Origin of the sequence: Exiguobacterium sp. s102 (genome assembly GCF_018618635.1) — a bacterium.
In the GTDB taxonomy this organism is placed as follows: domain Bacteria; phylum Bacillota; class Bacilli; order Exiguobacteriales; family Exiguobacteriaceae; genus Exiguobacterium_A; species Exiguobacterium_A oxidotolerans.
Genome location: NZ_JACSML010000003.1, coordinates 146315 through 162431 on the forward strand (window position 1 = coordinate 146315; position 16117 = coordinate 162431).

At 42.2% G+C, this 16117-nt stretch carries 12 protein-coding genes; 5 read left to right on the top strand and 7 right to left on the bottom strand.

Features of this window, described 5'->3' with window-relative positions:
• Positions 1–58: 58 nt before the first annotated feature.
• Positions 59–586, top strand: a complete 528-nt coding sequence (locus tag KNQ02_RS10510) for a PDDEXK family nuclease (RefSeq protein WP_214808436.1) — start codon at positions 59–61, stop codon at positions 584–586.
• A 267-nt stretch (positions 587–853) separates the two neighbouring features.
• Here KNQ02_RS10510 and dcm read toward each other — a convergent pair whose 3' ends face one another.
• Positions 854–2119 carry a DNA (cytosine-5-)-methyltransferase gene (dcm, locus tag KNQ02_RS10515; protein ID WP_214808439.1) on the bottom strand — a complete coding sequence of 422 codons (1266 nt, stop codon included), beginning with the start codon at positions 2117–2119 and terminating at the stop codon, positions 854–856.
• Positions 2120–2393: 274 nt separating this feature from the next.
• On the opposite strand from dcm, the gene KNQ02_RS10520 reads away from it, so the two are divergent.
• Entirely contained in the window at positions 2394–4127 is a 1734-nt protein-coding gene (locus tag KNQ02_RS10520; RefSeq protein ID WP_214808443.1) for a hypothetical protein, read from the top strand.
• A 307-nt stretch (positions 4128–4434) separates the two neighbouring features.
• Here KNQ02_RS10520 and KNQ02_RS10525 read toward each other — a convergent pair whose 3' ends face one another.
• The gene (locus KNQ02_RS10525; RefSeq protein WP_214808446.1) at positions 4435–5691 is read right to left on the bottom strand and encodes a DNA cytosine methyltransferase; all 1257 of its coding nucleotides are present in this window, start codon (positions 5689–5691) and stop codon (positions 4435–4437) included.
• A 334-nt stretch (positions 5692–6025) separates the two neighbouring features.
• Between KNQ02_RS10525 and KNQ02_RS10530 the strand changes: the two genes are divergently transcribed.
• Positions 6026–7213, top strand: a complete 1188-nt coding sequence (locus KNQ02_RS10530) for a class I SAM-dependent rRNA methyltransferase (protein WP_214808449.1) — start codon at positions 6026–6028, stop codon at positions 7211–7213.
• 110 nt (positions 7214–7323) lie between these two features.
• Here the strand turns inward: KNQ02_RS10530 and KNQ02_RS10535 are convergent, their stop codons facing one another.
• The gene (locus KNQ02_RS10535; RefSeq protein WP_214808452.1) at positions 7324–8313 is read right to left on the bottom strand and encodes a zinc-binding dehydrogenase; all 990 of its coding nucleotides are present in this window, start codon (positions 8311–8313) and stop codon (positions 7324–7326) included.
• A gap of 108 nt (positions 8314–8421) precedes the next feature.
• Between KNQ02_RS10535 and pepT the strand changes: the two genes are divergently transcribed.
• Positions 8422–9654: a peptidase T gene (pepT, locus tag KNQ02_RS10540; protein WP_214766319.1), complete on the top strand. Its 1233-nt coding sequence runs from the start codon at positions 8422–8424 to the stop codon at positions 9652–9654.
• Positions 9655–9702: 48 nt separating this feature from the next.
• Here pepT and KNQ02_RS10545 read toward each other — a convergent pair whose 3' ends face one another.
• The 4 genes from KNQ02_RS10545 to KNQ02_RS10560 form a co-directional block, all read right to left on the bottom strand.
• Positions 9703–10716, bottom strand: coding sequence for a WxLIP family cell surface protein (locus KNQ02_RS10545; RefSeq protein ID WP_214808454.1), 1014 nt, complete (start codon positions 10714–10716; stop codon positions 9703–9705).
• Between the two features lie 16 nt (positions 10717–10732).
• Positions 10733–11440 carry a WxL domain-containing protein gene (locus KNQ02_RS10550; RefSeq protein ID WP_088838226.1) on the bottom strand — a complete coding sequence of 236 codons (708 nt, stop codon included), beginning with the start codon at positions 11438–11440 and terminating at the stop codon, positions 10733–10735.
• Between the two features lie 15 nt (positions 11441–11455).
• Positions 11456–13003, bottom strand: coding sequence for a hypothetical protein (locus KNQ02_RS10555; protein WP_214808456.1), 1548 nt, complete (start codon positions 13001–13003; stop codon positions 11456–11458).
• Positions 13004–13258: 255 nt separating this feature from the next.
• The gene (locus KNQ02_RS10560) at positions 13259–14125 is read right to left on the bottom strand and encodes a prohibitin family protein (protein WP_088838228.1); all 867 of its coding nucleotides are present in this window, start codon (positions 14123–14125) and stop codon (positions 13259–13261) included.
• 294 nt (positions 14126–14419) lie between these two features.
• On the opposite strand from KNQ02_RS10560, the gene KNQ02_RS10565 reads away from it, so the two are divergent.
• Positions 14420–16042, top strand: a complete 1623-nt coding sequence (locus KNQ02_RS10565; protein ID WP_088838229.1) for an ABC-F family ATP-binding cassette domain-containing protein — start codon at positions 14420–14422, stop codon at positions 16040–16042.
• Positions 16043–16117 lie beyond the last annotated feature (75 nt).

Consider the following 16117-nt stretch of genomic DNA (forward strand, 5'->3'; position numbering starts at 1 on the left):
ATATCCTAAAAAACTCGAAAACAAAAATTATAATAATCCCCCTAAAAACATAAGTAAAATGATTTCAGATAGATTAGTAGGAAAAGATAATGATTTATTCAGAAAATCTAAAGTTTCAATAAAAAATATCCCTATTGGTGGAGACGACCAGCCTCTTGAGAAAGCTACCTTTAGCACTTTGCAACTATCAGACTTTTCACTTCCATGGAATCAATCTGAATGGAAACGTTTCTTTGAAGAAACTACTTTCATATATATTGCATATTTTGGATTAAGAAACGGTATGAAATTAGAAAACGGCAATAGAATTTTAGAAAAGCTTTACAAATTTAGATTTACTAATGAGGATTTAATGGACTTCGGAAAAACATATAATATGATAAAAAGAGCAATTGACGAAAATGATGTATCTTTTCTTCCAACAGCCTCTTCAGATGTGAGCAATAAATACAAACTTGTAATCGCACCTAAAAGTAGCGCTGGTGGTGTTTATGATCGGTTTCTTGATGACACAAGAGAAACTTGTTTCATGCTGAACAAAGACTTCCTTCAAAAAAAATTCAAGACCGCTATAACCTTAGGTTAAAAATCTAGATAAACTCATTCAAAAAAGCTTTAATAGTTGCTTTTAGCCTAATATGCACAGAATTATGCATAAAAAAACTTGAAGATGTGCTCTTCAAGTTTTTTTATTTCCAAGTAGATAAAATAAAGTTAATTTTTATATGTCATTTCATTTATTTCTAAAGAAGAAAAAAACATGCGCCTTAATATCAGGGCATGTTTTTTACATACTAGTAACTCACAAAAAAAATTAGAAAATATGTTCAATTCTTGCAAAGAATTTCACATATTAATTATTCAAAAACAGCTTTTCTTGTAGAGGAATTTCATCCATATATTTGTGTTCAAGTTGTTCAATTCGTTTTCCCATTCGTTCAATCAAACCAACTACTAAAGCATTGCCCATGCAGAAATAACGCATCCGGTCGCTCATCGTATTCGTCCAGTTGTCAGGGAATCCGTTTAGTCGTTCACACTCGAGAGGTGTCAAGAAGCGACGCTTACCGTCCACTTCGACTACATGGGAACTTCGGTTCGTCGTACCTTCACTCGTCAACATCGTGCGTCCTGGCTTATCTAAATCATCTATCGGTGACATGCCGCCCTCGGAGTAAATGTACTTGTGACCATCTGCAGATGTTCGTTCAATCTTTTTAGCACCACGTAAGAAACTAAACTTTTCTATCGCAGTTTCACTCAGATAGAACTTCTCGGGGACAGTTTCTTCAGGTTGTAAGATTTCTTTGAGTAGAACTGGTTTCTCGAAAACCGGCTCAGTATGGATGGAGTAAAAATCACCATCTTCCATATAACCTGAATTATGGAATAATGCAGAAAATGTATCTGAAATTTCAACGATGTCTTCAGGAAGTTTTCCAATCAGCTTACGATTTTTAATGACTTCATGTTTGACCGGGAAGGCCGGACTGAAGAATCCTTTTTCAAAAAGAATATCTTCTGCTTCATATGATTCGAGTTCTTTTGAAAAGCCAGAATCGTTTCGTGTCGCAAAGATGAATACACGCCTTCTTCTCTGTGCTTGTCCATATTCAGCCGCATTGATGACGCGCCATTCAACCTTGTAGCCTAAGTCACGAAAAGTCGCAAGCATGACTGCGAAATCACGTCCTCTTTGACTAGCAGGGGACTTAAGCAAACGATCGACATTTTCTAATAGAACATATTTAGCCGAAGTTGCTTCAATCACTCGCTTAATTTCCCAAAAAAGTACACCTTTCTTACCTTGAATTCCTTTTTCACCAGATAAACTTCTTGCGACTGAATAGTCTTGGCAAGGGAATCCACCAACAACTAATTTCGCATCAAGATTTTTAAAAGATTCGTCACTTACTTTTGTAATATCTTCATTGGAATGAATTCCTTCTATAAAGTTAGATGTATAACAAGCAAAAGCATCCTGTGCTTTTTTAGAAGGCTCCCATTGATTTCCCCATACGACTTTAAACATATCGGGGTTGGCCTTCTCTAGTCCTACTCGAAATCCGCCGACGCCCGCGAATAACTCGATTGTGTTCATTTTATTTTCAGTTCTCATAAATACGAACGTCCTTTCGTACCACTAATTTAATTCATTATAACAAACAAAATATATGCTGCATAGATCAAATCATAAATAACATACGATTTCTTTAGCATACTTTACTTAAAATCAATCTCTCCTTCCTAAAAAATGGTACATTATTCATGATAAGAACTTTATTGATAAATTATTCGTCTGATATTTTTTTAATCATACTGATACTACTTCTTTACTAGTAATATTTCAATCATCGTTGATATTAGTCGATTTTTTCGGAAGGATTCATTTTATGTCAAACAATCAAAAAGAATCAGGTAACTCTCATACAAAAAAGATTGCTCATTATTTACGAAGATTAATTATTAATGAATCTTTGACACAGCAAGAAATCTCTGATGATGATTTCAAAGTAGCACATATCCTAAATTCATATTTTAAAAATCTAAAAGACGTAAAATCGAAGTTCGATTTCTCACGTCCAGATCATCATCCCGATTTGTACCTTTATCTTGAAAATAAAACTGTTCCCGTTCATCTATTCTCCATCAAAAAAAACGGAAAAATTCAACTGAAAAATCCTGGTGCCAAATCATTTTTACATAAGTACTTTGCTCTTCCCGAAGCGCAAGAACAGTTAAGTTTTCTCATCTCTCAAGAACAACGATTTTTATATGAACATATTCTTTTACAAAATAGATTTCCTCATCTGTATTTGTCGGATGCGGAATTAAAAAAAGTAGTTCGTGGGCTAACGCTCGAAGAAAACGACATCAAACAATATCGGTTAATGTTCTTAGAACGTATTCGCGATCATTGTTACTCCATCCTTCTTGAGGCAATGAATCATAACCAAACTTCGATTTTCGAAGGATTCAAGCAACTCTCGATGATTGAAGAATACAAGGTCGTCTTGAATCAAGACAAAATAGATGTCGCTGATATCGTTCTTCAACAGACTTTTCTCGATACATTTAAAGCAATCAATATCTTAAAGAAAAACAATTCTTCCATTCATCTAACCGTCGATGACTTTGATTTAGAATTACGATTTAAGTTTGAGTCTTCACTATTTTCATCGATTAAATTAGCAACCAAGTTAGTTGAAAACGAGCATTCACCTAAGAATCTTCAAAAGCAACGGATGCGTGCGAATTCTTTCTGGCTAGATTCATTTGAGAATTCAATTGCAACACACGCACCTCGACCTAAAAAAAATAGTAGTAATGCAATCGGAAGATGTAATGAGACACTTCTCATTTATCAATTCGTTAAGCATCGCCCCTCGATTGATATCGTAGATGCCGCCTTAGTAAGAGAGACCTTCGATAAGTACTTTCATGATGTCAGTCCCACTACTCTCAACGAATTGTTCATTTGCTCAAGTACCACATACTTCACGATCTTAGAATTCTTAGACCAACACTTTGATACACACTACGACATCCAACAAATTCAACTTGTTGCCGGGAATTACATTTTTAATAATCTTGAAACGGCAGATATCGTCATAACTGTTCTTCATTCAGATAACTTTGTTGAAATTCCATTCTCTTTAAAAGCATTAAAAAAGAAAAATATGATGATGACTTTGAAGAATCCTGGAATCGGAAGCATCTTATCCTATAGTTACTTCGATATTTATGACGATATGCAGTTATTTATCGCTCGTATAAAAGAAGATTATTCTTCTGGAAGGTTGACTAGAAAAGAAGTACTTACTATCGTGTCGAGTCAAGTCACAGCGCATCTCATGAATGCAAACCAACACTCACTCGAACTCGGTCTAAAGAATATGATTGGTACAAACACTTCTGTCATATCGTTTTACCAACAAAATACCTGCAGCATTCATTCGCATATCCAAGTGAATGGACAGATTCGTGTCGAACAAAAAACGCCTACAACAACACGGTTATCTTGGGATGGCAATCAAGAAGAAATTCGACTACGTGTCAAATTTAGTGAAGGTGCGACTCACGGTTGGTCTTCCTTAAAGCTAGCTTGTGAACGACCTATTTTTTAAAATTCGTATTATCAAAAAAGAGCCTAGGGTAAATCTAGTTAATTTTGAACGCAACGCTAAAAAAAGAAGGGATTACCATCGATTTAAGACGGCAATCCCTTCTTTGACCTTCTAGACAAAGTCACGCGCTTCACGCGACTCCTACAGGAAAAAGCGCAAGATTACTTGCGCTGTCAGAGACGAACAAGACCCACCGCTGTGTCCCCTCGGGCAGAGCGGTTGGCTTGTGTCTCGCCTGAGGAAAGCGAGTGAAGGAAGCGTGACGACATGTGCGAAGATAAGTTGTGTATCAACTTCTTGCTTATCGTCAAAACAATTCAAGTTGTTTGTTAGACTTCGTTTTTACGATATCTTCGTTTTTTAACCAGTCGGTAATCGGTTGAAGAATTCGAAGTGCAAGTAATACAGGTACCGCATTCCCAATCTGCTTATATTGTTTATCCAAACGATTATTTAATTGTGTACTCATATTGCCACCATCATAAAATTCCCACCAATCAGGGAACGTTTGAATTCTAGCTGATTCCCTCACACTCATTCTTCGGTTTTCGCCAACCAATTTCCATTCATCTTTTCCGATTTTCATCATTCTGTCTCCGCCAGGCCAAAGTTGGGCTTGTCTTCCCGAAGCTTGAATCGTAAAAGCTTGGTCCGCCCATTCTTTTTTACGATTTCTCGATAAATACATCGAAGAGAATCCACCGCTGTAGACATCAGAAGGATTGGGATGCAAATCGGAAATCGCATCTGCCAAAGTAACATATTCATGCTGACGTGAAGGCCCATGTGTAGGCTCTGGAAACTCATAGTCAAAATCAATACCCTCTCGTACTCCAACAATAAAAACTCGTTCTCGTAATTGCGGCACACCATAATCTCGGGCGTTTACTAATTGATATTTGATGCTATATCCAGCAGAAGCAAAGTCCTCGATGATTTGTTTAGCCACTTCACCGTTTCCTAAGGTCAATAATCCTTTAACATTTTCTGCAACAAATACTTTAGGTCTTGTTTGAATGATTGCACGAATAAAGTGGATATATAAAAAGTTTCGTTCATCATCAATCAATCTCGGGCCTGCTGAACTAAAACCTGGACATGGGAATCCCCCTAATATCAAATCACAATCAGGAAAATATTTGATTTTTCGAATATCACGTTCATCCTGAATCACATGATTCGAAAAATTAGTCTTATATGTGATAGCAGATTCCTTAAAAATATCATTGGAATAGATAGTTTCTGTAACTGTTCCTTTAGCAATCAGCTGCTTAAATTTTTCTTTAGAGTGAAATGCCTTTTGAACAACATCCTCTCCATGAAGACTCACTAAACTGGCTAGTTCAAGACCTAAATCTAAACCACCAGCACCTGAAAAAAGACTAATCACACTATGGGAAGTCGTTGATCGCTTGATTGTATTAAAAAAAGTTTCTTCTTCATTGTTTTCAATGATTAAGTTTGTTTCTTCGTAGATTTTTTCAAACAGAATATTCTTCACATCACTGTTTTCATAACTCTTAAGAGGACGAAATTTTCCTCTTCCACGTTCATTAATTTTCATCGATTTCACCTCACGGTTAAAGTACCTATTCTCACTATATCGGACTCTTATCGAAAAGGCCAGAACTGTTTTTTGAATTTAGAAATCTATCGCGAATTCAAGTAAAAAGTTTGTTTTCAAAGAAGAACCTTTCCTTCACTCGACACGCATGGAAAGATAAGGTTCGATTGAAGAACGTTCACTTAAATTATCTCCACCTGGATCATCTTGAATTATCCACAGAAACCGACGAAGGACATGTTAAATATCTATCGATTTGAATTATCCACATGTGGACAACTTTTCCTATGCTATAATTTGACTACTTATCCACAATTAGAAATGAGGAACTCACGTGCCACGCGAAATCTATCCTGTCGTCGTCAAAGCGACGGCTGTCGAACAAATCAAAAAGGGTCAGCCTTTACTGTATAAAGAACTGTTCCAAAAAAGTAACCACCTCAAAGAAGCTGGTGCGTTACTCCGGCTGACTACAGAAGATAAAGAATACCTTGCGACCGGCTATTTTGGCAAGCAAGAAAAAGGACTCGGCTGGTTGCTCTCGACGGACGAGATTCAAGAAATCGATGACGTCTTCTTTAAAGAAAAAATCGAGGTTGCTCTCGACCGGCGCGATGCCTTTTTTGAGAACGAACTCATCGATACGTTCCGTGTCTTCAATGGTTCAGGTGACGGCATCGGTGGTTTGACAATCGATTGTTTTGATCACCACTACTTGATCACGTTCGAAAATGAAGGCATCTATTCATTTAAGCAGGAAATCGTCTCTGCCCTTGAGTCGTTAATCCACTTTAAGAGCATCTACGAAAAACGTGCCTTCCAAATTGATGGTCAACCCGTCAAAGGCGATGATTTCTTAGCCGGTGAACGGGGAGATTTCCCGGAAGTCCTCGAGGAGAACAGTCTTCCGCTTCTCTATCACCTGGACGCTGGCATGCGGACGGGTCTCGACATTAACCAACGCGACCTTCGTGCCATCGTCAAACAACATGCGACAGGACGAAATGTCTTGAACCTGTTTTCCAATACAGGGACGTTGACAGCCGCTGCGCTGCTTGGTGGAGCGCTTGAGACGACGAGCGTCGATTTCTCGACCCGGAGCCGGAACAAGACGATTGAACAACTTGAACTGCATCAGCTTGATCCAGCGGCGCAAACGATCCTCGTCCAAGATGCGTTTGATTACATCGATCAAGCTGATAAGAAAACACGTTTTGATTTTGTCATCGTCCATCCACCGGCACTCGTCAAAACACAAGTACGCCATTTCCGTGCCGAAGTCGATTTACCCGCTTTAATCCAACAAACGATTCATATGACCCATCGCGGTGGACTGTTGTTGATCACGACGGATTGTCAGCTATTTGATCAACAGCGCTTCATGAAAATGGTCGAACAAGCTTTCAAGAAACTTCGTCAAACGTACGAAATCGTTTGGGAAAGTTCCTCGCTTGAAGACTTTCCGGAGCATCCTTCGATGAAAGAAGCGGAACGTAAAGCCGTTCTTGTCCGCCGTAAATAAGCTCAAAACAAATAATTCTGCTAATCTTCTATCGATTAGCAGAATTATTTTTTGTATTAAAAGGAAAAATAAACCAAACGCCGAATCTTTTAGGTTAGTCGACATTCTGATTACACATCATATACGCTGACCTTTCCGAAATGCGAGTGTTGGTCGAAGGTTTTATACGCTTCGTTTAACGCTTCCACTTGGCGCGGGACACGCAAATCGATTCGAAGTTCAATCGTTCCGTCCGCGACTAAACCGGCGACTTCCGTAAGGTGTTCTTGTTGGCGGCGCATCTCATCTGCTTTTCCTTTTAACAACGGCAATGCGACGAATAAGGCTTCAAGCGTCAATGCCTTACTATGCATTTGCGTCAAATCTTGTGTCGTCCGTGTCGCGATTGAGATGATTTTCCCGCGTTCCTTCGCTAAGACGAACGACTCTTGTAAATGATCACCGCCCACCGTATCGATGACGACGTCGAAACCGTCAGGCGCAACACGTTCGAGTAGCGCTTCACTCGTTTCGTCGCGATACCGATGGACTTGTATCCCATGTCCTTCTAGCCAGTTCGCTTTTTCATCATTCGCGGCACTCGCCGTCACGTCGCATCCATAATGTTTTGCAAGCTGAACGACGAGATGACCAACCCCACCTGTTCCACCGACGACATACAGTCGCATCCCGTGTTGAACCATAGCCCGTTCTTTTAAAGCCTCCATCGCCGTTAAACCAATCACGGGCAGGCATCCGGCAATTTCCGAACGCAGTGCTGCTGGTTTTAAGACGGCCATGCTTTCCGGGACAAGCATCTCTTCCGCGAGTGCACCGGATCGTTCGCCTAATCCGCCTCCGAAGGCGATGACGTGATCGCCGACAGAAAAAGTCGTCACACTCGATCCAATTTCGATGATTTCCCCCGTTACATCGCCCTGGAGAATTCCAGTTGTCGGAGCTGCTGCCACATGACCGAAAAACATCTTCGTATCAAGTGGATTTAAGCTCGTCCCCGTAACACGAACGCGTAAATCGTAATGCCCCGTTTCAGCGAGTGTGACGTCTTTTTCTGTTAACGTAGCGTCTGTCCCATACTGATCGACAACAAATGCTTTCATCTGTACTCCCCCTTTTTTCTTTCCCATTTTATCATGGTTCAGAATACTCGAATATTATCGCTTCATGATATGATGAACGTAACTCAACTCAGAAAGGACGTTTTTTCATTGAAACAAGATTTGATTCGTCGATTGACTACATATGCAAAAATCGACACACAATCCAGCTATGAAAGCACGACCGTCCCGACGACGGAAGGACAGTGGACACTCGCTCGTCTTCTCGTTGAAGAATTAAAAGAAATCGGCATGACGGATGTCACGGTCGACGCCAATGGTTACGTCATGGCGACACTCCCTGCGAATACAGACGCCGACATTCCGACGATCGGTTTTCTCGCCCATCTCGATACGGCGACGGATTTTACAGGAACGAACGTCAATCCGCAGCTCGTCGATGCATATGATGGAGGACCGATTGTCTTAAATGACGCGATTCCCGTCGTACTGTCACCGAACGATTTCCCATCCTTGACGAACTACGTCGGGCATACTCTGATGACAACGGACGGGACGACATTACTCGGCGCCGACAATAAAGCCGGGATTGCCGAAATCATGACGGCGATGGCTTACTTGATTGCCCATCCGGAAATGAAGCACGGACGGATTCGTATCGCCTTCACGCCTGACGAAGAAATCGGTCGCGGACCGCATCATTTTGATGTCGAAGCATTTGATGCCCAGTTTGCTTATACCGTCGACGGTGGACCACTCGGTGAACTCGAATATGAGAGTTTCAACGCGGCAGGTGCTAAAATCACGTTCCATGGAACGAACGTTCATCCAGGTACAGCAAAAGATAAGATGGTCAATTCACAAAAACACGCGATGGCCTTCCAAAACCGCTTGCCGGGTGATGAAGCGCCCGAGTTCACGGAAGGGTTCGAGGGTTTCTATCATTTAATTTCCTTTGATGGATCCGTCGAAAAGACGATCGTCCACTACATCGTCCGTGACTTCGATCGCCATAACTTCGAGGCACGAAAACACTTCTTAACGGCGCTCGTCGAGGAATGGAACAAAAAGTACGGCGCCGGTAGTGTCGAAATGGAATTAAATGATCAATACTACAACATGCGGGAGAAAATCGAACCGCACATGCACATCATTGACATCGCGCATGCTGCAATGGAGTCGCGTGGTATCACACCAATCATCAAGCCGATCCGTGGCGGAACGGACGGTTCGCAGCTGTCCTACATGGGATTACCGACACCGAACATCTTCACAGGTGGCGAAAATTATCACGGGAAATTCGAATTCATTTCTGTCGACAACATGGTGAAGGCGACAGAAGTCATCGTCGCCATCGCAAACGGGTTCGCCGAAAAAAAATAAGTACCTTCACACGTGCGGCCCTGCTGAATCAGCAGGGCCGCTTGTTTATCATTCGGAAGATGCTTTTCGTTTCAAGTGATAAATGTAACCGAGTAAAAGAACGATGATAGAAAACGAAACGATCATCAACATTTTCGATGTGTCTCCAAGGAACGAATTCGGATGTTGTTCGACGTCAGGAACCGTTTTTTTCATCTGTTCCACTTGTTTTTCACTAATTGTAAAATCATCCTGCCACGTCCAGTTTTTTTCTTTCCCGATTACTTTAACATCGAGTTGATATGTTCCCGGCTTCAAAATTCCCATTGATGTAAGTGGGAACGTCATGTATGTCGTCGGAGCGAATTGAGCCGTCATTTCTTTACGAACGATGACCTTTCCACCTTTTTTGACGACAGCTTCCACCTGAAATTTTTCACTGATGGCAGGTGCTTGGTTCGCGAGGGTGACGAGGACGCTCGGACGAGACAGATAGGAAGTTGCTTTTACTCCCTCGAACAGCAAATCCGGTTCAATCTCCCGGATTGATGATCGAACCTTTACACCAATGACGTACGCTTGACGACTTTGAACACCGACTTCTGCGGATGCCTCTTCTGGTTTGTCCTGTTTCTTGATTTCAATACCTGCGAGCAGGACCCCTTCAATCGCTCGTTTCGGCAAAGTCAGCTTCAACGAAACGATTTTCGACTCTCCTGCTTTAATTGTAATTGGCTTTTCCGACACGCGAGCTAACTCGGATAGGGACACTTCCGCGAGCGTCAATGGTCCTTTCTCTTCATATACAATCAACCCGTTCCCGTTCGTCGTCGCATTTCGGAGCGAGACAAGATAGGACTGATCGTCTGATCCGTGATTATAAATCCGAATTTTCATATCAGTTCGTTGTTCCGGAGGTATCCTTAAATCGAAATACGTGACACCAGAATCCACTTGAAATTCATTCGGTATCGCTTCAACCGAAAAATTGACGTTACTCTCGGCACTGACGACTACTCCGGTCATGAGTAGATAGATGACTCCACTGAATCCAACAAGATACTCTATACCACGTTTAATCAACTCATCCCCTCCTTAATCAAGGAATCGAATCCGTTAATACCCAGTCGATTGTCGCGACGTGGGTTCCTTTGATTTGTTGATTCAATGGAACATTCAATGTAATGTTGTCATTCGACCAAAGTGATCCGTCCGTCTCAGGTGATACATCAGTACCCAACCAAGATAGTAACCAAGAGTAAGGCGATCCAGCTGTCGACGTTAAAATATCTACTGCTTCACCACCCGCAAGCAATTCAATCGCGCTTGTCACGGGTGCCGTCGCTCCGACGTTATAGGTAGGTGTATTCACGATGCCTTCCGCTATCGATAATGATGCTCCAGGCAACGTGTTTTCCCCTCCACTCGTGAACGTATTCAGCTTGGCAGTAACCGTCCATTCAGACAACACGACACGCCGGTCTGTCACTTGTAAAAAGGGTTTTTCGTCAGTCGATTCAAAAATAGCATCACTTCCAAGAATTTCATGTGTCCCAAAGTTAAAATTCGGTGCATAATCTAATGTCAACGGTCCTGTATTACCGGTCGGTGTGTTTTCACCCTTACCTGGGTCAGGTGTGTACGAATCATCGGGATTGGCTGGATCCAGAATGTCAGGTGCTTTATTCGTCTCAAAAGTGATGGTCGCGGTTGAACTTCCTGACGACGTTTCTGCAAATACGAGGGACGGTCCACCTAGTAGTAGTGCACTAGCAAACAATGAAGTAACGGTTGACTGTTTTTTCATTCAAATCTCCCCTTCTCATGGTGCATTAACTAATGTCCATTGAATTTGCGTCTGATACGTAGTAGCTCGTGGTCGTTTCCCTGTCAAATCGAGAATGATTCCTTCACTTGGTCCATACGTCAAAATTGTTGATGTCGCTCCCATTTTCCCGGATGCAATTTCGCTATCAATGGTTTGTAACGTTTGATTTGTCGCACCGACTTTAAAGAGCAGCACGTCATCTAGTACATCACCTCCCTCGCTCGAGAGTGGTGCCGTCAACCTAGCGCGAAGTTTCCAATCATAATTCAAAGCATTTTGATGCGAGATTTCAATCGTCATCGCTGTTTTTCGATTGATTACACCTTCTCTCCCTTTGATTTCCTGTGTTCCAAAATCGAGAACTTCAGGTACTTTAAGGTTAAATACGGGACCGATTGTTAAAGTCGCCATTCCAAGACCACTATTTAAAACATCCAAATCGACTACACTACTCGTCAATGAACTTTCAAATGTATACACTGAATTTGTTCCGACCGGAAGTGGATTGACTTTGAAACTTAACGTAAAGATATCTTTTGATAAAAGTGAGAGTGCAAGCAAAGAACCGACTTTTGCATAAATTTGATTACCGTTTTGTTGAATCGAACTGGCCGGTACATTTGCAACCTTCGCGCCCAGCAATCCTGTATAGGAATAACTCAAACTGATTGTCCCTGCCTGAATCGATTGCATCACTTCCTGTGGGAGTTGAAAAATCACGTATTTGCTTCCTAATCCTAAACTCAAAACGGATTGCATATCCGCAGTCAACGTAATTTTCCTTTGCGCTGCTTCATAGGCGGCGGTCAGGTTGACCGATCCTACCAACGCGACATCGAGTGCTCCTCTTTGTTCTGCTTTTTCCGCTCCTTCGTCGACAGGTATTTCCTTATCCTCTAATGCAGGATTTTGTGACTTTGATGCAGTTGATGATTCATCCTCGGATTCTAGTGATTCTTTCTCTTCAGGTACTTGAGGATCTAGTGTCAGGGGTATGTCAGTCTCGGGTGTTGGGGACTCTTCCTCTTCTGGTGCTTGAGGTTCTGGTGTCGGGGGTATCTCAGTCTCGGGTGTTGGGGACTCTTCCTCTTCTGGTGCTTGAGGTTCTGGTGTCAGGGGTATTTCACTCTCGGGTGTTGGGGACTCTTCCTCTTCTGGTGCTTGAGGTTCTGGTGTCAGGGGTATTTCACTCTCGGGTGTTGAAGATGCTTCCGGTGACGCAGGCTCTGCGTGATCAAGTTCGTCGTTTTCTGGTGGCACGACCGCTTGATCCTCACCTTTTGCCCTATCGTCTTCTTCCTTTTTTGCTTCTTCGTTGGATTCATTTTCTGCTTCATTCAAGGTGTTTTCACAATAATCGACTACATCGATTGCATTTTGGTCAGGTGGCGGTTGTGCTTCGAGAATGCTTACACATTCTTTTAACGTCGGATTACCTTTAATCGTAATCGAAGTTGCATTCGCTAAAGCGTGTGTGCCTGACAAGAAAATAATAAGCACTAATATTGTTGGGATAGATTGGATTGGAGATTTTTTTATCAACCACTACCTCCCCCTCCTAACGACCGATTACGATTAACTCATTCACGACTTACTTCAACAATTACCTTATAAACACTAAAATAAACCAATTATTTTACAATTTAAAAGATGTATCTTTCTTATTTTTTTCCTGAAATATGTTTATATGCTTGATATAACTCATTTATTCTCTCGTATCACTTTATCAAAATTATAATTTACTGTTTAAAATCTTCAAAAAAATACACCTTCCCATCGGAAGGTGTATTCCATTACTTATTCCTTCTCTGTTTCCTGATCCGGAAGCGGCAACTGCACCATGCTGCCCGATCCACTCACAAGTGGTGACTTTCCGTCCCACTTCTTGACAGCTTCATATTGAATCATTTCGGCAGTCAACGTTTTTTGAAGTTCCTTCTGTGCTTTCGCCAAACCTTGCGCTTCAATCAAACGCGCATCTGCTTCCCCTTGTGCCTCGACACGAAGTCGTTCTGCTTCAGCTTTGGCAATCGCGAGATCCGTTTTCTTCTTATCTAGCTCTTGTGAAGCTTTAACACGAGAATCGATGGCTTCTTGTGTTTTTTCATCTGGTTTCGGAGCACCGAGTGCAACGTCCTCAATGATGAAACCGATTTTTTTAACGTCTTCTGCAAATTGCGTTTGGATGCTCGTTGAAACATTTCCTGACTCTTCACCGAACAATTCGAGTACCGTTACTTTCGAAATTTGCTCTCGTGACGCATCATATAAACGTTGTTTCAAATAGCCATCTGCGATTTCATCGATATCGATCGGTCCGAACTTATTGAATACTTTCGTGACTTGATCGGGAGAGACTGCAAAACTGTACGTAAAGTCGACAACAATGTTCTTCCCGTCTTTTGTCGCGAGTGTCATATTGTCGAGCGACTTCGTTTGTGTCCGAATCGGATACTCCGTCACACGTGTGATCGGTGAAACGACGTGCCACCCTTGCGAAAGTGTTTCGTCCTGGACACCGCTTGACGGTTTGTAGACGACACCGACTTGCCCCGGTTCAATCTGTTCGACGATGAACGGTGTCATGGCAAGGAGTGCAACGACGATGACACCGGCGATGATCATCGCTGGGTTAATTCTTTTCTTTGGTTTGATTTCTCTCATTATGAGTCCCCTTTGTCAATTTTGTCTTGGATATATTTATACAGTTCGATTCCTAACAAGGCGATGAGTGCGAAAAACAGTAAGGTAAACAATGTTGCCATGATTTCTCATCCCTCCTTCATCCTGTCTCTTTAACTTATACGGTTGATTTCAGAAAATGTTTCATGACCATGGTTGCTTATTTTTAGAATCTGTCTTAACATGTAAAGAACTTTGTCCTTGAAACGAGCCGTATCATTTTGTGGTACACTCGTAACAGCACATCACACACTAGAAACGAGGGTTCATCTCTATATGATTACAGTACAAAACGTCGGCCTCCGCTTTGCGGACCGCAAATTATTCGAAGACGTCAACATCAAGTTCACACCAGGTAACTGTTACGGTCTGATTGGTGCGAACGGCGCCGGTAAATCGACTTTCCTCAAAATTCTTGCAGGAGACATCGAAGCACAACAAGGCGATGTCATCATCACACCGGGTGAGCGTCTTGGCGTACTCCGTCAGAACCACTATGAATATGAAGAGTTCCAAGTCATCGAAACCGTCATGATGGGACACAAACGTCTGTATGAAGTCATGAAAGAAAAAGATGCAATTTATATGAAAGAAAACTTCTCGGATGAAGACGGCATGCGTGCCGCTGAACTCGAAGGAGAATTCGCAGAAATGAATGGTTGGGAAGCTGAGTCTGAAGCTGCGATGCTCCTTCAAGGTCTCGGAATCAAAGAAAGCCTTCACACAAAAACAATGGCTGAATTAACAGGTGGAGAAAAAGTTAAAGTCTTGCTCGCGCAAGCGTTGTTCGGTAAGCCGGATATTCTGTTACTCGATGAGCCGACCAATGGTCTTGATTTGAAAGCCGTCAAATGGCTCGAAGAATTCCTGATCGGGTTTGAGAACACGGTCATCGTTATTTCCCACGACCGTCACTTCCTCAACAACGTCTGTACGCACATGGCCGATCTCGACTACGGGAAAATTCAACTCTATATCGGGAACTATGATTTCTGGTATGAGTCAAGCCAACTCGCTTCACGGATGGCTGGCGACCAAAACAAGAAAAAAGAAGAAAAAATTAAAGAACTTCAAGCCTTCATCGCGCGTTTCAGCTCGAATGCTTCAAAAGCGAAACAAGCGACGTCACGGAAGAAGTTGCTCGATAAAATCACACTTGACGACATCCGTCCGTCATCACGCCGCTATCCGTTCGTCGGTTTCTCACCGGAACGTGAAATCGGAAACGATTTGTTGACGGTTGAAGGACTCTCGAAGACAATCGATGGCGTCAAAGTCCTCGACAACGTCCGTTTCTCATTAAATAAAACAGACAAAGTGGCATTCATCAGCCAAAGCGATATCGCCATCACAACACTGTTTAAAATTTTGATGGGTGAAATGGAAGCAGACAGCGGGACATTCAAATGGGGTGTTACGACGTCACAATCGTACTTGCCAAAAGACAACTCGGAGTTCTTCGAAGGGTCTGACAAAACGATTCTCGATTGGTTGCGCCAATACTCACCAGCTGATGAAAGTGACACATTCCTCCGTGGTTTCCTCGGTCGGATGCTCTTCTCCGGAGAAGAAGTCATGAAAAAAGCGTCAGTCCTCTCTGGGGGAGAAAAAGTCCGTTGTATGTTATCGAAAGCGATGCTCAGTGGTTCAAACGTCCTCGTCCTTGACGATCCGACGAATCACTTAGACCTCGAATCAATCACAGCACTCAACGATGGCTTGATTGCTTACAAAGGTGCGATGCTCTTCAGCTCGCATGACCATCAGTTCGTCGAAACAATTGCGAACCGGATCATCGAACTCACACCAAACGGAATCGTCGATAAAGAAACGACGTACGATGAGTACCTCAACAACGATTCAATCCAACAACAATTGACTGCGTTATACGCACATTGATTTGTCTACTGTCCTCGTTAATCGGGGGCAGTTTTTTGTAAATACGTTTATATTTTTTTGTTAAGTATCATCTTC